We start from the raw sequence: 18,164 nt of genomic DNA, 5'->3' as shown, positions 1-18,164 counted from the left end.
TGTCGCTCATTTTTCTGTGTAAAAAAAGGTCTCTTATGTTCTTTTACCACATAATGTTACTATTTTGGAGATGTCTATAAGTGATTCCCAATTTTTCAAGCGAAAAGCGTTTAATCTGTCATCTGTCATTAGATTGAGTTAAAAAATATGAAACTTATTACAGAAAATTGCCGTCTCATCTAAATGTTAAAAAATATTAAAAATTTCACAAACTGAGACCGGAGACCCAATTCAAATCGGCAAAAAGCCTTGATTTATAAAACTTTACGTATATTTACGAAAGTTAATTAAAGGAAATGTAAAGATATCAGTGGAACTACGGAAATCGATCGATATAATAGGTTGTACAGACGTGCATATACTGCGGTGATTTGAATAAGGCTATGAATACTATGCGTACTTTGATTCAGCTCACAACAACGGCAACCCTGGCTACCTGCCTGCAAGTGAATACGATCGGCATCGCAAATGCCGCCTTACTTGCCAGTAACTCAACCAGCAACTCAACAAAAGACCGTAGCTTGCGGGGCCCGACGCCATCGACCTCCACAGTCTTGACAGTCGCGCGAACTTCTCGGGTTCCAAACAACCCCAAAAAATACGAACCAGACCCCAACGGGAACCCAAAAAGTGACGGTACGGGGACGCGCTGAACCCAATTTTTCAATCTTCTATTCGCCCAGATTTGTACCAATTGCACTGGTGAATTAAAGTGTGCCTGCACCAATCGGGATCGGTAAGTGGATAGTCTACCCGGTAGTGACCGCCGCGGCTTTCCGTGCGAAACGCAGCACTTTTGAGAATTAAGTAGCCAATATCCAATAAATTGCCAACTTCCCCCCAATTTCGCAAAACCGAGCTATTCTCCGCATCAGCCGGCGAAAAATCAATAACTTGTCCGGGCCGTAAATTATCAAGCGCTTGACTCAAAGGCAAAGAGGCAAATTCTTGCCGCCAAATCTCAACTTGGACGATCGCACTTTCCAAATCCCGCATTCCCCGGCAAATTCCCGCACTCTGCCACACCAAACTCGGCAATTCGACTCGCAATTTTTCGATCGCCTCCATATCCTGTTGTGAAATCGATTTTTCCCAGATTTCCCCGGAATCGAACTCATCTGGTAAAGCCTCGGACTTTTCACCTTCTACCTGCAAAAGTCCCATTTGCGCGCCAAAAACCAGACATTCCAGCAGCGAATTGCTCGCCAACCGATTAGCGCCGTGCACTCCAGTGCTGGCAGTTTCTCCCACCGCGTACAAACCCGGAATCGAAGTTTGGTTAAACTTGTCCGCCACAATCCCTCCCATCCAGTAATGGGCGGCGGGCGTCACCGGCACCGGTTCGGAAAAAATATCAACTCCCCAATCAGCGCACACTTGAATAATATTCGGAAACCTGTAGCGCAGTCGATCGACCGCAATCGGGCGCAAATCCAGCCAAACGTGAGGTTCCCCCGTCTTCTGCAAGTGGCGGAAAATAGCGCGACTAACGACATCCCGAGGGGCGAGTTCCCCGCTGGGGTGAGAGTCAAAAGCAAACCGATATCCCTTGCTGTCAACCAAATGAGCTCCTTCCCCCCGCACCGCTTCGCTAATCAGAAACCGAGGCGCGCCCGCTTTACTCAGCGCCGTCGGGTGAAACTGCACAAATTCTAAATCTCGCAGCAGCGCCCCGGCGCGCCACGCAATGGCTACCCCGTCCCCGGTACTTACCGACGGGTTGGTGGTTTGAGCAAAAACTTGTCCGCCGCCGCCTGTAGCCAGCACTACGGCCTCTGCCCGCAGCCATTTGACTCGGGAGTCGCAAATCGAGCTAATGCCCTGACAGCGCCCGTTTTTGTCGAGCCACAGGCTCAAAGCAAAGGCGGGGGATACGAGTTGAATGTTTTTGCGGTTTAATACTTTTGCTGTCAGTGTGCTGACGACGGCTTTTCCTGTGGTGTCGGCGGAGTGGAGGACTCGGCGGCGGGAGTGGGCGGCTTCTAGGGTGAGGGCTAAATCTGGGCCGGTGCGATCGAATGCAACGCCCATTTTCACCAGGGAGTCAATGCAAGCACCAGCTTCCTCGACTAAAAATTTCACCGCCTCCACATCGCAAAGACCTGCTCCCGCAGCCAGTGTATCTTGAACGTGCAGCGCTGCGGAATCTTCAGGGGCGATCGCTGCGGCAATCCCCCCTTGAGCCCAATCGCTAGCAGAAACAGGTAGGGTATTTTTATTGATTAAGCCCACCTGCAAATGCTCTGGGAGGCAAAGTGCTGTGTACAAACCGGCCGCGCCAGCACCTATCACTAATACATCAAATTTGTCAGTCATAAGTCTGCCGATTTTAGATTTTAGATTTTAGATTTTTCGACTTCGCGAGCGAACAAGTTTTAGATTTTAGAATTAACTCTACAGATGAATCTTGGGGCTGGAATTAATGTCTGTTGATTTCATATTATATTTCTTGCACTCAATCACAAATCATCTGAAATTATCTGCGTCTATCTGTGTTTATCAGCCTTTAATCTGGGGTTTCTGTATCGATAGACGACTTATTCAATGCAAGTCTATTTTAGATTGACCCTACAAATGAATCTCGAAAACGTACTGATTTCAATCTCGCCAATTTTTGATAGCTTTGCCGAATGCTTGAGAAATTAAAGGCAGAAGTCATCAGCCTCTAGAAAAATTTTTTTCTTTCTGCTTTCTGCCTTCTGCCTTCTGCTTTCTGCCTTTAAAGGAAGCCCACTGCTATTTAGTCGTAAAAACCGTTGTTCAACCTGTTGTCTCCTTCAATAAATACTGATTCGACATCAGTTACTGTGAATTTGTCCAGGTTAGCTTGCAGCACGGTTTTCTGAGCTTCCGTCAAGCCTGAAATGTTGAGTACGTCCTCAACTTCTTCGTAAGGAGCATTCTTAATAATTAGTCCAGCTAAAGTAGGATACAACCCTCGAAATTCCCGAAAGTCCCGGACGCCGCTATTGTTCAAGTCAATTTTTTTGCCGTATTCTGTGGCAAGTTTGTCATCGGCGCGATTTGTTCTAGTCGGAACGTCAACCACTATGAGCGAGGATGGTGGTAAGACGATACGGCTCAATGTGCCCGCGATCGCGCTTTGGTCTCCAGCCCATGCAAAGCAGCCCAGCACTAAGCCCAATACTGCCAATAGACGACCCAATCGTTTCATGAAGTTTTGTCTCCCAATTTCATACACAGCATTTATGTAGAGACTACCATTTTGCTTATGCAGTTTTTCAGATAAATCCGCAACAGGTAGACGGCTGTGATAAACTTTACATTTTGGTATTGACAACGCTGACGATATATGATAATACCCGACTTTTAAGCATCGCAGGCAAGTTTATAAAAGGCAGTCCAAATTAAAAACTCGGACTACCATTTTCAAGGGTTAATTTTTGCCCTGCACCCATTTTCTAGCTATCAAGAACTCTTTCCTTTCCTTTTGAGAAAAGCGTTCAAGTCAGCATAAGTACCAGCGTAAGTCAGGCTGGGAGTGTCGTAACCCTTCAAAGCCACGGTGTGCGGCTCGAAAGCGCCTTGGGCTCCCAATTCCGTCAGGTATTTGTAGGTCGTTTCTCCCACGGCGATATCCTTACCCAGTTGCTTGGTACAAGACTCTAGGCGAAATGCTGCGTTTACAGTATCTCCTAAAGCGGTGTAGTCCGATCGGTCGCTGCTGCCAGAATTTCCCACCATTGCATAACCAGTATTGATTCCGGCCCCGACTCGCAAAGGAAAAGGTAGGGGGTAACGGCTGCTGAGTTCGTCTGTTGCCTTGTGCAGTTCGCTCAAAGCTTGGCAAATCCGCATCATTTCCTCGGTGCTGACACCGCTGGTTTTGTGAAACCACACGGCCATGATCGCATCGCCGATGTATTTGTCCACCCAACTGCCGTGTTCGCGAATGATCTGTCCTGCTTTGCGGAACCAATTCCCGATGACTTCCGAGAGTAGCGTTTCGTCTAGCTGTCTAGTCAAAACGGTAAAATCTCGGATGTCCATTACCATGACGCTAATCAGGCTACGCACCGTCAAAGTCGCCGTAAAATCTTCAGAGTCTGTCTCGTTTATTGGATCGTGCCGGTGGCCGGCGGTTGGGTTGTAGAAGTCCAATTCGGTTTGACCGAAAATAATCCGATCGCCATTTCTGAGAGTTACAGGAATACTGACCCGCCGCCCGTTGACAAAGGAACCATTGCGGCTGCCCAAGTCGATCAGGTAGAACTCTCCTGTCTCCATTTGCTGTAACATCGCGTGATTACGGGAAATCCAGCGATCTGTCAGTACAAAATTATTGTCATCGCTCCGCCCTACTGTCCAGCAATTGCTGCCGGAGAGCGGCAAGTAGCGATTGCCGCCTTCTGTGCGAAGTACCATATGTGGATTGGCTTGCAAAGTCACCACAGCCCTAAAAACGACATCAAGTCAACCAATTTGAGGTTTTAAACTTTAAATTTTAACTTTACCGCGTGGCTGATAACTGAGATTGCTGCTAAAAACCTCAAATCGGCTGTTCTCAAATCTAAAATTGTTTAGTCGATCGTCGATGCACCAAACCCTACAGGATTGCAGAACCAAAATTCGATCGCCAGCGAAGGTAGTTATGGTTCGATCATAAGCGAAATTGTCATATTTTTCACCCCAAGGATGTATCTGGGGAGTTAAATTTGCTGCTTTTTGCCGAAAATATAACGATCTACCCAATATTCTACCTAATGTTGCCACTCCCACTGCGATCCAAGTTTTATTTATGCTGAGGGGGCAGAAAAAAACAGAAAAATGCCTTTCCAGCTCAAACCGAGATTTGTTAAAGACAAGGTATGTTTAAGATTTGTTGCTTAACTTCCTGTTCTTGAAGGTATCAACAAAGCCTTTTCCTCGCTGCGGCGGTCAATAAATTAGAAACACGAGAATTTTATGTTGTCGAAAAGAATTTTGCCTTGTCTGGATGTAAAAGCCGGCCGCGTGGTCAAAGGTGTCAATTTTGTCAACCTTCAGGATGCTGGCGATCCGGTAGAAATGGCTCAGGTATACAACGATGCGGGCGCTGACGAGTTGGTGTTTCTGGACATTACGGCGACTCACGAAGACCGGAATATTATGATCGATGTGGTGTACCGAACGGCCGATCAAGTATTTATCCCTTTGACGGTAGGCGGTGGCATCCAATCCTTAGACACAATTAAAAGTTTGTTGAGGGCGGGCGCAGATAAGGTAAGCATTAATTCGGCGGCGGTGCGCGATCCGAGTTTGATTGACAAAGCGAGCGATCGATTTGGCAATCAGTGCATTGTAGTGGCGATCGACGCTCGCAAACGGCAAGACGCAGATAATCCTGGTTGGGACGTTTACGTGCGCGGAGGGCGAGAAAATACTGGCAAAGATGCGATCGCCTGGGCCAAGGAAGCCGAACAGCGCGGCGCCGGCGAAATCTTGGTGACAAGCATGGACTCGGACGGCACTCAAGCCGGTTACGATTTGGAATTAACCCGAAGCATTGCCGAAATTGTCGAAATTCCCGTCATTGCTTCCGGCGGCGCCGGCAACTGTCACCACATCTACGAAGCCGTGACACAGGGCAAAGCAGAAGCTGCACTGCTGGCTTCCCTGCTGCATTACGGGCAACTCAGTGTAGGAGAAATTAAGACTTATCTAGCAAAACATCAAGTTCCCGTGCGGCAACAGTAGTTTAGGAGTTACGCATGGGACAAAAAACCCGGTTGCTCGATCGATCTCTGTCGAATAGCAGCCACGATTCTCAAAGACACCGGGTTTTTTGCCTTAGCGGGGAGAGCAGGCTCAGATGCTGCCACAGATACTCCCATCTCAAGTCTCAATCGGACTTCAGTGAGGCACCAGACTCATCTATCGGAAGACACAAAGCCAAAATATTCCCTGAGAAGGATTTCAAATACCAGTATTTTTAGCACAATATATATTACCTCAATTTAAGAAAGAGCCACTGCTCAAGGCTGTTGCTTTTATCGAACTTGAGCTAAAGATTGTACAGAATTTGAACGAGCTTCAGCCTGTTAACAATCTGAGCGATGAAAATTTGTAAAAATGGAGAAAATTTGTATGTCTTTTATCAGCTTTAATTTTCCTGCCAAGCGTTTTGTTCGCAGTTTAATAGCTGTTTGTTTTTGTGCATTGATGTTTGTTTCCAATGCTTTCCCAGCTTTTGCTGTTACCAGCAGCCCGACTAAAGGCGAAGCTCAACTGACGGCGATTGAGAGAGAAGCTCAAAAAGCAGTTTTGAAAGATCCTATGTCTCTGGAAGAAACTCAGGAAAAAGCTAACGAAGGGATTAATGAAGTTCAGGGAGATGCTGACAGCGAGAAGATGAAAAATCCTTCTAATACAAGGGCGACATCTTTTGAGCAACAAGTGAAAAAGGCTGTCGGCAATATTAAAGACTAACAGCGCAGTTATCAGCCTGAAAAATTAGGGACAAGGCAATGCCGTGTCCCTTGATTTTTGTGTGTTTGCTCTCAATTTATATCGGTTTCCGGTTGCATCAAAATAATAAAATCGAGTCAAGAGTTAACACTCAACCATTCAGTTTTTCTACCCCTGTCAACGGTCAACAGTCAACAGTCAACAATCATGACGAGTGCAACCGGAATTGGTATCAGAGGGTTCGATCGTTTGATCGCACCTGATATCAGATAGAATAAAAAAGCGGAAAAGATTTAGCACCTTTCGGCTTGACAAACACTCTTTGCTGCGGCTGTAACAGCAATTGGTCAAACTTTTCTCTGGTCAAATTAGCATTGAGCACTTGACCGTCATCTAAAGTTAATTCTACCTGAATTTCCCATCCTAAATGAATCAAGCGACTGATTCTTGCAGGTACTGTGGCACTATTTTCTGTGGTTTCAATTACTACGTCGTGAGGGCGCAAGAAAATTTCGGGGTTGGCTGAGTCAAAGCCGTTGTCTTGAAACATTCTTGAACTGCTGGGCAATACATTGACTGGGCCGATAAAACTCATTACGAAAGCACTAGCGGGATGGTCGTAAATTTCTGCGGGTGTGCCGACTTGTTCGATTTTACCTTTATTCATTACTGTAATTCGATCGGCAACTTCCATCGCTTCTTCTTGATCGTGCGTCACAAAGACTGTGGTAACGTGAACTTCGTCGTGCAATCGCCGCAACCAAGCACGCAAATCTTTGCGAACTTTGGCATCGAGAGCTCCAAAAGGTTCGTCTAGCAGTAACACTTTCGGTTCCACAGCTAGGGCTCTGGCGAGGGCCACCCGCTGCCGCTGACCTCCTGAAAGTTGCGACGGGTATCTATCGCCCAATCCTCCCAATTGCACTAAATTCAACAATTCTTCTACCCGCGATTTGACTTTCGCCGGTGCAGTTTTCTGAATTTCCATGCCGAAAGCGATGTTTTTTCGCACTGTCATGTGCTTGAATAGCGCGTAATGCTGGAACACAAACCCAATATTGCGGTCTTGGACGCTAGTATTGGTGGCATCTTGGCCTGTTAGCCAGATTTTGCCGGAGTCGGGCATTTCTAAACCTGCAATCAGCCGCAGCAGCGTAGACTTGCCGGAACCAGACGGGCCCAGCAATGCGACTAGGGAACCGGATTCAATCTGCAAGCTGACTTGATCGAGTGCTTGGAAACTGCCAAACTGTTTACTTACATTTTCTACGACTATACCCATAGGAAGTTCGGCAACGGATTTTATAACGGATTTAACGGATTTAAAGCATGGATGTTGAGCTTCGAGGTTCGAGACAAAAGTGAAAAATGTTAATCTCCGGTTTGTGGATGGGTTAAGGTAAGTTTTTTTATAGCACGATCGCGCATCAGTTGCTTAATTTTATGGTCTTACCTACCTCTGGAAAGCTCAAAAATTCTCTAAAATTCACCTCCATCACAAAACAACACAATTCTTTGCCACCAAAGTTGGCGTTTGGTACTACAATGCAGCAAAAGTTCAAGCGTTTTTGACTTCAACGGCTGAGGGGATAAAGGAAAATGGGAGATGTTGGACGTGTGCCTGTAGGAATTATCGGCGCTTCAGGGTACGGCGGCGTGCAACTTGTGCGACTGCTGGCGGACCACCCGGCGGCTGAAGTAGTTTATTTGGGCGGGGATAGCAGTGCAGGAAAACCTTATTCCAGCCTTTATCCGCATCTGACTAACTGCATAGATTTGACAGTCGAGGCGATCGACCTAGACAAAATAGCAGCAAAATGTGAAGTTGTGTTTCTGTCGCTGCCGAACGGTTTAGCTTGCAAAATGGCACCGACGCTGATCGAAAAAGGCTGCAAAGTCTTGGATTTGTCGGCTGACTACAGATTTGAAAATCTGGAAACTTACAAAGCTTGGTACGGCGGGGATCGATCGGACTCTGAACTGGCTGCAACGGCTGTTTACGGTTTGCCAGAATTGTATCGCGATCGAATTAAAGACGCTCAGTTAGTAGGCTGTGCCGGCTGCTACGTCACTGCTAGTTTGTTAGCCTTGGCACCTTTGCTCAAACAAGGCCTCATTGTGCCAGAAACAGCAATTATCGACGCCAAATCCGGTGCTTCGGGAGGAGGCCGCAAAGCCGAAGTTAATCTCTTGTTGGCTGAAGCAGAGGGTTCTCTGGGCGCTTACGGCGTTGGCCGCCACCGCCACACGCCAGAAATCGAGCAAATTTGCAGCGATTTAGCGGGACACGATATTAAAGTTCAGTTTACTCCCCACCTCATTCCGATGGTGCGGGGAATTCTGGCGACTGTGTACGCCACTTTGCGTGATCCGGGTTTGGTGCGGGAAGATTTAATCACGATTTTCAGCGCTTTTTACCGCAATTGTCCTTGGGTAAAAGTGTTGCCGGCTGGAGTTTACCCGCAAACAAAATGGGCTTGCGGCACGAATCTTTGTTATATCGGCATCGAAGTCGATCCGCGTACTGACAGGGTAATTGTGATGTCGGCGATCGACAATTTAATTAAGGGACAAGCCGGCCAAGGCATCCAGTGCATGAACTTGATGATGGGTTGGGAAGAAACTTTGGGTTTGCCTCAATTGGCTTTCTATCCTTAATTGGGCATTGGGCATAGGGCATTGGGCATTGGGCACTGGGCATGAAAATTAAAAACTAACCGATTCCCAATTACCCATTCCCAATTACCCATGCCCAATTACCGATTATCGAGCGCTATTTCGGCCCGTAGCCGATCGCACCAGCATAGATCGCTTGATCGCCCAATTGCTCCTCAATCCGCAACAAACGGTTGTATTTAGCCACCCGTTCGCTGCGACACAGGGAACCAGTCTTGATTTGACCGGCGCGAGTCGCTACCGCTAAATCAGCAATTGTGGTATCCTCAGTTTCGCCAGAACGGTGGCTGATGACCGATCGATAGCTGTTCCGTTTGCCAAGGTCGATCGTATCCAAAGTCTCAGTCAAAGAACCAATTTGATTCAGCTTAATCAAAATCGAATTGCTAGCCTTCAAATCAATTCCTTTTTGCAGCCGCGTGCGGTTGGTAACAAACAAATCGTCACCCACCAACTGAACTTTGCTGCCCATTTTCTGAGTCAGCGCCACCCAACTGTCCCAATCGTCTTCGTGCAAACCATCTTCAATGGAAACGATCGGATATTGACCTACTAAACCATCCAAATAATCGATTAATTCTGCCGGCGAATGAGCCACACCGTCGTAAGTGTACTGCCCATCTTTGTAAAATTCGCTAGCAGCAACATCCAAAGCCAAAGCAACTTGTTCCCCTGGCTTGTAACCAGCTTTTTCAATTGCCATCATCAACAAATCCAAAGCTTCCTGATTGGAACCCAAATTAGGAGCAAAACCGCCTTCATCACCGACACCAGTCAGCAAATTTTTGTCTTTCAAGACATTTGCCAGACTAGCAAATATTTCTGCTCCCCAGCGCAAAGCTTCCTTAAAAGAAGGCGCTCCCACAGGTACAATCATAAACTCTTGAATGTCTACGTTGTTGTCCGCGTGGGAACCACCGTTGATCACGTTCATCAAAGGTACGGGTAAAACGTTCGCTAAAGTGCCGCCCAAGTAGCGATATAGGGGGAGTCCTAAAGTCTCGGCGGCTGCCTTTGCTGTGGCTAGGGAGACTCCGAGAATGGCATTTGCGCCGAGGTGAGATTTGTTGGGGGAACCGTCCAAGTCAATCATGGTTTGGTCTACCAGTGCTTGGTCGATCGCATCGAGATTAGCCAAAGCAGGGGCAATTTTGTGTTCGACGTTAGCAACGGCTTTCAAGACTCCTTTGCCGCCGTAACGGTTTTTGTCGCCGTCTCGCAATTCGTGGGCTTCAAAAGAGCCTGTAGATGCGCCGCTGGGAACCTGGGCGAGGCCAACAACACCGTTGGCTAGATAAACTTCAGCTTCAATGGTGGGGCGGCCGCGGGAGTCGAGAATTTCTCTGGCTTGAATAGATTCGATCGCAGTGTCTTGCATATGAACGATTCCTGACTTAACTCAATGGTTGATGACAATTAGCATTCAGCAGGCTTTCGGTAACTGACTGCTAACGGGTAATAGAGTACGCGATCCCCACAATTATTAGCGCTCATTTCAAACTTTTTGCGGATTTGGGCGACGATATAGTGTCAACAAGCAATCCTTATTGCAGAATAATTTTCGACAATTTTTACAGTAATTTAATTTTTTTAACAGCAGATTCACGGAGATTTGTTAATTAGAACCTTTGTTAAAATCAGAATGTCAACAAAATCAATCAAAAAAGGAGAAACCTAGGATGCTTAGTGGTGCAGAAAACTCCTGAGATGCTTAAGGAGCGTAGAGAATCATAGTTAATGGAGAAAAGGGGCTTGCGCCGTGGTTCGATAGTTTTAGCGAAAAACAAATCCACGTAAAATAATGGCTAAGCTGTTGTACTTTTAAATAGGGTATAATAAAAATTAAGTTTAGTCAATCTCTACAAAAATGCCAGCCAAAAACCATCTCAATTTCCAACAAATAGAGAAACTACAGAAAGCCTTAAAAGAGGAAAGAAAGGCAAATGTCAGAGAAAGAATTCTGATTTTATTATTGCTCAATGACGGAAAAACACAATCTAAAATCGCTGATTTTTTGGGTTGTTCAATAAATAAAGTATCTTATTGGTGTATGAAGGGAGACCCCGACAATCTAGAAAGTCTAATAGATGAAAGAATGAAGGGAAATCACAAAAAAGCCACCGATAAATATATAGAGATATTATTAGAAACTATAGAGAAAGACCCTCAAGAACTAGGATATGATTTTGGACGATGGACAGCGCAGAGATTAGCAACATACTTAGAGGAATCCACAGGGATAAAATTAAGTGGAGGACAAGTTCGGAGGATATTAAAGAAAAAAAAGTATGTTTACATCTGGGCTAAGTATAGCCTAGAGTCCAAGAGAAATCCTGAAAAAAGAACAGCGTTTAAAATAAAGATAGCCGAATATTTAAAAATAGAAAAAGAATCGCCAGAACGTTTACAGGTATGGTTTTGGGACGAGAGTGGATTTAGTTTAAGAGTCACCAGAAGAAAGAACTGGTGTAAAAAAGGCAGGGGAAAAAAGGTCAGAGGAGACCGAAGAAAAGGCAGAATTAATGTAATGGGAGGATTGAGAAATTCCGATAAAAAAAGGTGGATAGAGTTCATCAAAAAAGGCAATTCATATAATTTTCATCAAGTCCTAAAACTCTTTTATGAAGAGCTAATCAATGAATGGGTATCAGCAGGTAATCAAGCCTCAGAATTTGCTGAAAAAAAAGCGAAAATAGTGATTGTTCTGGATAATGCTAGTTTTCATAAGAAAGAAGAGTACCTGAAAATAATTGAAACAGAAATGCCTAATCTTCATTTAGAATTCCTCCCCGAATACAGCCCAGATTATAACTTAATTGAATTAGTATGGCATTCGGCAAAAGAATATATTGCCAATCGACTTTTTACATCTATTGAAGAACTAGAGTATTTATTGCACCGCCTCTTAAATCAATACTTCGGACAGTTTTTAAGCAGCGAGAGTACCATAGGATAGGACTGAGGGGAGGTTAGGATGATTTAAAATCAAGTTAGCGTCTAAATCTAACTTGTTAATAAAGGTGTAAAGTAGATGCCTATTGAATTGCAAGCGTTTATAAGAAGCCATTGAAAACACGAAGGGAGTCGGAGATAAATGACGATTATAAGCTTCATATTTGGCTAAATTTAAAGCAATTAAACTGGAGTTAAAATGAAAATCAAGTCGTTGGCTACTACGAGATTGACAGTCGGATAAACCCGTAAATTGTTTGGAATCACGAAAAATAAACTCAATCTGAAAACGAGCCTGATAATACTCAAGTATTTGCTCGGCTGGGAGATTAACATCGGTGCTAAATAATAAAATATTTTTGATTTTACCGTTGGGTTGAAGTTCAGACAGACAGGCCAAACGTATTTTACATTTTAAACAACAACTCCATACTACTAATGAATAAAGCTTGACTCCCGGCTGAATTTCTTTGATAAAGGTTAAGTTTTTCAAATTATTGCAGTCAACCTTACCATCATATCTTCGAGGAGCACCCCGTTTATTCCTTTCACCTGTATAGATGTAATTCAAGTTGGCATCAACCCTTAATTTACTAATCAAATTTAGATCTGTATCCCGTACAGCATCCCAGAACTTAGCGCGGTAATAATAACCGTCAGCTACCAAGTAACGTACAGATTCTGGCAATAAACAACGAGTTTTTTTTAAATGTTGGGCCGAGGAGTCAACTCTTGTTATCTCAGGCGTTGAGATTTCTGTATTTCTTTTTTCCCCCCGTTTCTTTGAGTTTTTTTTTACCTTAGCAGTTAGGGGATTTTTCGGTAATTCTGTGGGAGGACGCCACGGAGTTTGTTGTACACTTAAACTATAAGACAAATGAGTTTCAACTTCGACAACAGAAATTACAGAGATTTCTAATCCCTCTTCAGGCCTGCCAGCTACACCATTATAAAAACTCGCTTTTCCTTCAGTTTTTTTGCCGCTTTTTGGAATAAAAGAACAATCAATGACTGCAATAAGTGTTCGCTCATTATTTAAGGCTTGATTAATCAATAATTTATTAAATCCGGCAAAATCAAAGTCTTTGAAAAAGTGGCGGCGATAGGTCTTTTCATTCAAAGAACTATAACGGCACAGATTGGTAAAATTTACTTTGCCATAAACAAGTAAAATGGTGGAAAATAAAATTACCATAAACTTCTTTTGCGCTTGACTAATCTCTGGCATTTGTTGTAAGATAGATTCAATAATATTCATCAGGCAGTTTTTTAAGTTCGTGTGTTTTTTGAGCTTAACGTAAAAAGTGCCTTTTTTTTGTCTTTTTGGTTAAGCTCCCAGTGACTTTTTTAGCTCTGCTCGCGGAGCGTCCCTATTCCAAAACTGTCCGAAGTATTGTTAAATGAAGGGCAATTAATAATTAAATGGGGTCGCAAAATCAAAAATAAGGGCAATGCTTGTATCACAGTTTAAATGTGCAACAGCTTACACCCCCACTCTATTGTCAACTACTCGGACAACTTGGTCAATGGATTGTCCCCAAAGATTTTCGCCATCTGAAGAACTGTGCAGAGATTGTAGCAGCAATATTAGAATCGGAAAGTGCTTGCGCTTCCTTCCCACTGGATTCCTTACCTCAGCCATCGGGACTGCCAAGCCCGTAGCCATATGGAGCGACTTAGCTACTTCATGAATAATCCAGCAATTAGCGCTCAAGTGTTGTATGTGCCATTGATTAAACAATTTCTCAAAGAATGGACAGGGCAAGAACTAATTCTAGTCATAGATACCAGTATGTTTTGGGACACTTATTGCCTGATTGAAGTATGTGTGGCGTGGGGCGGTCGCTCTATCACTCTGGCTCAAACTGTGATTAAACATGGTAGTTCTACAATTAGTTTCGAGCAATATCTACCCGTGTTAGAAGCAGCTAAATCTCGACTACCAACAGACGCAAAGCCAACTTTACTGGCTGACAGAGGGTTTGAACATGGAGAGCTGATGCGGTGGCTCACAGCACAGCAGTGGAACTGGGGCATTAGAGTCAAATCTAATCTCCAAATCACCTTGGCGTCGGGCAAGACACAATCTTTAAAGGAACTATTTCCACTCCGCAGACCAAGTGTATTTATTTTCAGGAGTTAAAGTGCTTGGTGATGTAGAGTGCAATTTAGGAACGGCTAACTGTCGTGGAGTGAAAGAACCTTGGGCCGTACTAACAAATACACCCTTATCACTACAAACATTCCAACTATATGGCCAAAAATTTGGCGGAATTGAACCTCGATTTAAAGATTATAAGTCGGGCAGGTTTGATATCTTACGGTCGAAAATTAGGGACGCTAAAGCTTTGAGTAATTTATTAATGATGATAGAAATTGCTGAAGTATTAGCAATTAGATTGGGATTAATAGTGATAGAAACAAGCTCCAGAAGTAAGATAGATTGGCATAGTGAAAGAGGTTTAAGCCTTTTACAGCTTGGTATCAGAGCTATGAAAAGTTTATGTCATCAAGCTCGTTTAATTCCACTTCTCACGCCCATTCCTTGGGTGAAAATTCCTCCCGCTTGTGCTTCTATCAAAAAAATAGCGAAGTTAGAGTGGCGGATTGAATTTTCTAAAGTTATGTCATTTTCTTATTAACAAAAATAGTTTTCTGCACCACTAAGCCTAGGATGTTAGAACCCACATTCCGCACCCCAACTGTTACATTGGGTGTGGGTGGACTGAATCTACCCCAACAATGGTGATAACTGCAAGATATAAGCTGTTCGACATCTAAACTGCATTAACTAAGTTACCTTTATTTTTTATTTTTCGGTTCCATTTCATAATTAGTTCTCCTTCATTTAAAAGTTTATGTAACAGTAATTCTAATTTTTAAATCGATTCAAATAATCTATTTGCAACATATTCCTTGGCAGAATGCCATACTAATTCAACTAGGTTATAGTCAGGGCTATATTTGGGTAAAAACTCTAGGATTAGATTCGGCATTTCTGACGCTATTTTCTGCAAAGTCTCTGCTTTTTTATGAAAACTAGCGTTGTCCAAAATTATCACAAACTTACAGCCTTTATCTTTAAAGTCTTCGGCTAAATTTCCTTGCAATATCCACTCGGCTTTTAAATCTTCATAAAAATTTTTTAGCACTGCATAAAAATTAGCAGAATTCCCAGATGTCATAAAATCTACCCATCTTTTCTTGTCTGAATATCTCACTCCACCCATGACATTAATACGACCCTTTCTTCTGTCTCCTCTTTTCTTGCTTCGAGTCCCTTTTTTACACCAATTTTTCCTTCTAATTACTCTTAAACTAAATCCACTTTCGTCCCAAAACCATACCTGTAAAAGAGCCGGAGATTCTTTCGCTATTCTTAAATCCTCAGCTAATTTATCTTTAAATAAACCCCTTTCTACGGTATCTTGCTTAGACTCTAAGCTATATTTTCCCCATAGATAAACATACTTTTTTGATTTTAAAATTCTCCTTACTTGGGTACTACTCAGCTCAATCCCTGTCTTTTCTCCTAGATATATTGCAAGTCTAGCTGTTGTCCATCTCCCGAACTCATAGCCATATTTCTCAGGTTCTACTTCAATTGTATCTAGAAGTAAATTAATGTATTCTTCTGTGGCTTTTCGGTAGTTACCCTTCATCCTATCATCTTTAAAACTGTCTAAATTCTCAGGATCACCATGAATACTTTAATAAGCAACTTTTCTTAGAGAACATCCAATTAGTTCAGCAGTTTGAGCTTGTGTATTTCCGTTATTTAGTAACAAAAAAATTAAGGCTCTTTGCCGAATGTCTGGATGCTCATGCTCTTTTAATACTTGTTGAAGAGTTTCCTTTGTTTCGGAGCTTAGAAAGTTTTTAGCAGGCATTTACTTTTCTGAATATCATTATGTTATATTATACCAATATGCGTTTTAAATGCACAACAGCTTATTCAGTATAAATACTTAAAAGAGTGGCATTCGATACACGAGTTTACATTTAAGTTGAGCCGTTGGTATAAAATCATCTGCTGAGACATCTCAAAACCTGAGTGGCCGTCACCATCACCAAAAAAAGTATCCATATCCGTGAATAAAAACTTAAAATTACACACACGAATACACAGGCACAGCAATAAATTAGAACTCAGTCGCCGTCGCCAGAAAAATACTATTTAATCAATAAGTAATGCTCTTAGTATGACCATAAATATCAACTCAATAAATAATAACGACGACAGGCATCCGGGAAAAAGTCGAGAATTTTTAATCGTTCAATAGTCAAGTTAGAGATCGTTTGCACTTGCTCGAAAGTTAATAGACCTCTTGCGAAAGTCTCAGGCGATTTCTAATTTAGTCTTTAAAGAAAGTTCATAATTATAAATACCAGCGATTAAATTAAATCTTAATCCGAAACGCCTTCTTCGATTCCGATATCTTGATGAAAGTATTCTAAATATATTTAAACTTCGATGTATATTTTCAATAATAATTCTCTCTGTTGCGAGTTGCCGATTTAAAACTTTTTCGGCTTGACTCAGTTCTTTATTCTTGGTTTTTTTGATGGGATTCTACTATTTTTATGAATTTTTTTGATTCCTTGATAACCTTTATCACCTAAAAGTTTAAGTTCTTCATTCATCCTGATCTTACTTTTTTTAAACAAACTAAAATCATGGGTTTTCCCCGCACTAAAAGCGGTACAGATGATTTTAGCGCTTTTTTTGTTGGCTAAAACTTGCGATTTTATTGTATAATATTTTTGCTTGCCACTATAATATTTCTTTTGTTTTTTTTGGGGGCGTTCTATTTCGTGTTCTGACACATCCACCACTACAGTTTCTATCTCCTCATTTTGATTTCGATTCAGAACTTTTTTGCCAGGGAGATTAAACACACCTGATTTTATTAAATTTTTTTCCGTTTTAATTACAATTCGATAAGAATTTGATTCATCAATACCCCATTTAATTCCCAGATGAAAAAAAGTAGGATATTCTCGCAAATAGGATAATGTCATTAAGATTTGGTCTTCTATGCACAATTTACTGGGTCTTCCGGATTTTTTTTGAAATATTTTTTCCGCTTTGACTATTTTTACCATTTCTTTGAATGTCTCTTGATGTACTCCACAGTAGCGTTTAAAGTCTGCGGGGTTTAACTTTTGTACTTGTTCGTAATTCATCTTAGGGGCTTGCAATTAAATATAACCCCAGTTATGCTAGAAGGGTAGGAAACAAAAAATCTGACATGAGCGGTTGTGACCTCTGTGATTGGGATGCCAGAAATGATCTTGAGTGAGACCGTTAAATCGACGTTTAAGGATGCTGCCCAAAAACTGACAGGCTATCGCCGTCGAGACTTTATGGCAAAAGTGGCTGAAGACTACTTTAATACTTGGGCCCGCAAAGTAGAAACATTTATGGGGTGGAACCGAGACAGTGTTCAACTGGGCTTACATGAACGACGAACCGGACTGATTTGTGTTGATAATTATCGGGTTCGGGGACGACACAAAAGTGAAATTTTGCTGCCCAACTTAGAAGCCGATCTTCGCTCTCTAGTCGATCCAGAGTCCCAGGCAGACCCCAAGTTTCAATCGACATTTTTGTATGCCCGGATCACGGCCCTCGCGGTACGATCGGCATTAGTGAGTCAGAAAAACTACGACAGTGAGCAATTACCTTCTCGTCTGACAATTGGCGCGATTTTAAATCGAATGGGGTATCGCCTAAAAAAACACAAAAAACCAAGCCCTTGAAAAAAAATCCCGAAACTGATGCGATTTTTGAGAATGTATTAAAGGAGAATCAAGCCTCGGATCAAGATGTCAAGTCTCTGCGAATATCAATTGATACCAAAGCGAAAGTAAAAATTGGCAACCTGTCACGGGGTGGTAAAGCCAGAACCATCGAACCGAAATCGGCTGACGATCATGATACCGAGTGGCAAGCTATATTAGTCCCATTTGGCATTCTTAACACTCAAAGCGATCGACTATCGATTTATATGGGACAGTCCGCTGAAACTACAGATTTTATTGTGGATTGTCTAACAGATTGGTGGCACAATAACCAATTTGATTACACCGAACTCGAAGAATTAGTGATTGACCTTGATAGTGGT

Annotated in this window: 14 protein-coding genes and 2 pseudogenes; 8 read left to right on the top strand and 8 right to left on the bottom strand. The window is 42.8% G+C overall.

Going from position 1 to position 18,164, the window contains the following annotated elements:
• Positions 1 to 383 precede the first annotated feature (383 nt).
• Positions 384 to 653, top strand: coding sequence for a hypothetical protein (locus QUA58_RS28170; protein ID WP_333397377.1), 270 nt, complete (start codon positions 384 to 386; stop codon positions 651 to 653).
• 10 nt (positions 654 to 663) lie between these two features.
• Here QUA58_RS28170 and nadB read toward each other — a convergent pair whose 3' ends face one another.
• From nadB to QUA58_RS28155, 3 genes are all read right to left on the bottom strand, one after another.
• A complete protein-coding gene (nadB, locus tag QUA58_RS28165; RefSeq protein ID WP_333255005.1) occupies positions 664 to 2,316 on the bottom strand; it encodes an L-aspartate oxidase in 1,653 nt (550 codons plus the stop codon).
• A gap of 424 nt (positions 2,317 to 2,740) precedes the next feature.
• Complete coding sequence (gene psbU / locus QUA58_RS28160; RefSeq protein ID WP_333255007.1) at positions 2,741 to 3,175, bottom strand: photosystem II complex extrinsic protein PsbU; 435 nt, start codon at positions 3,173 to 3,175, stop codon at positions 2,741 to 2,743.
• Between the two features lie 254 nt (positions 3,176 to 3,429).
• Positions 3,430 to 4,386 (bottom strand): adenylate/guanylate cyclase domain-containing protein, encoded by a 957-nt coding sequence (locus QUA58_RS28155; RefSeq protein WP_333255009.1) that lies wholly within the window; start codon positions 4,384 to 4,386, stop codon positions 3,430 to 3,432.
• Between the two features lie 540 nt (positions 4,387 to 4,926).
• On the opposite strand from QUA58_RS28155, the gene hisF reads away from it, so the two are divergent.
• Both hisF and QUA58_RS28145 read left to right on the top strand, forming a co-directional pair.
• Entirely contained in the window at positions 4,927 to 5,697 is a 771-nt protein-coding gene (gene hisF / locus QUA58_RS28150; RefSeq protein WP_333397376.1) for an imidazole glycerol phosphate synthase subunit HisF, read from the top strand.
• Positions 5,698 to 6,087: 390 nt separating this feature from the next.
• Positions 6,088 to 6,429 (top strand): low temperature-induced protein, encoded by a 342-nt coding sequence (locus QUA58_RS28145; protein ID WP_333397374.1) that lies wholly within the window; start codon positions 6,088 to 6,090, stop codon positions 6,427 to 6,429.
• A gap of 244 nt (positions 6,430 to 6,673) precedes the next feature.
• Here the strand turns inward: QUA58_RS28145 and QUA58_RS28140 are convergent, their stop codons facing one another.
• On the bottom strand, positions 6,674 to 7,690 hold the full coding sequence (locus QUA58_RS28140) for a sulfate/molybdate ABC transporter ATP-binding protein (protein WP_333255017.1): 1,017 nt from the start codon (positions 7,688 to 7,690) through the stop codon (positions 6,674 to 6,676).
• A 317-nt stretch (positions 7,691 to 8,007) separates the two neighbouring features.
• On the opposite strand from QUA58_RS28140, the gene argC reads away from it, so the two are divergent.
• Complete coding sequence (gene argC, locus QUA58_RS28135) at positions 8,008 to 9,066, top strand: N-acetyl-gamma-glutamyl-phosphate reductase (protein ID WP_333255019.1); 1,059 nt, start codon at positions 8,008 to 8,010, stop codon at positions 9,064 to 9,066.
• Positions 9,067 to 9,181: 115 nt separating this feature from the next.
• Here argC and eno read toward each other — a convergent pair whose 3' ends face one another.
• Positions 9,182 to 10,462, bottom strand: coding sequence for a phosphopyruvate hydratase (eno, locus tag QUA58_RS28130; RefSeq protein ID WP_333255021.1), 1,281 nt, complete (start codon positions 10,460 to 10,462; stop codon positions 9,182 to 9,184).
• A 489-nt stretch (positions 10,463 to 10,951) separates the two neighbouring features.
• Here eno and QUA58_RS28125 point away from each other — a divergent pair, with 489 nt between their 5' ends.
• A complete protein-coding gene (locus QUA58_RS28125; RefSeq protein ID WP_333397372.1) occupies positions 10,952 to 12,040 on the top strand; it encodes an IS630 family transposase in 1,089 nt (362 codons plus the stop codon).
• Here the strand turns inward: QUA58_RS28125 and QUA58_RS28120 are convergent.
• Positions 12,014 to 13,294: a transposase gene (locus QUA58_RS28120; protein WP_333397370.1), complete on the bottom strand. Its 1,281-nt coding sequence runs from the start codon at positions 13,292 to 13,294 to the stop codon at positions 12,014 to 12,016. The genes QUA58_RS28125 and QUA58_RS28120 overlap by 27 nt on opposite strands.
• 215 nt (positions 13,295 to 13,509) lie before the next feature.
• Here QUA58_RS28120 and QUA58_RS28115 point away from each other — a divergent pair.
• A pseudogene (locus QUA58_RS28115) lies at positions 13,510 to 14,678 on the top strand (transposase).
• 135 nt (positions 14,679 to 14,813) lie between these two features.
• Here QUA58_RS28115 and QUA58_RS28110 read toward each other — a convergent pair.
• A pseudogene (locus QUA58_RS28110) lies at positions 14,814 to 15,926 on the bottom strand (IS630 family transposase).
• 449 nt (positions 15,927 to 16,375) lie between these two features.
• Positions 16,376 to 17,223, bottom strand: a protein-coding gene (locus QUA58_RS28105; protein ID WP_333397369.1) for an IS5 family transposase whose coding sequence is annotated in 2 segments (ribosomal slippage) — positions 16,376 to 16,611 and positions 16,611 to 17,223 — 849 coding nt in all. Because the reading frame shifts where the segments join, the coding sequence is not laid out codon by codon here.
• Between the two features lie 108 nt (positions 17,224 to 17,331).
• On the opposite strand from QUA58_RS28105, the gene QUA58_RS28100 reads away from it, so the two are divergent.
• Positions 17,332 to 17,799, top strand: coding sequence for a hypothetical protein (locus QUA58_RS28100; RefSeq protein WP_333397367.1), 468 nt, complete (start codon positions 17,332 to 17,334; stop codon positions 17,797 to 17,799).
• Positions 17,796 to 18,164 (top strand): ISAzo13-like element transposase-related protein (locus QUA58_RS28095; protein WP_445301910.1); only part of this gene is annotated, 369 nt, incomplete at its 3' end. The genes QUA58_RS28100 and QUA58_RS28095, both read left to right, overlap by 4 nt.

The organism is Microcoleus sp. N9_A1, assembly GCF_036701795.1.
GTDB lineage: Bacteria > Cyanobacteriota > Cyanobacteriia > Cyanobacteriales > Microcoleaceae > Microcoleus.
This window is presented reverse-complemented; position numbering and strand designations above follow the sequence as displayed.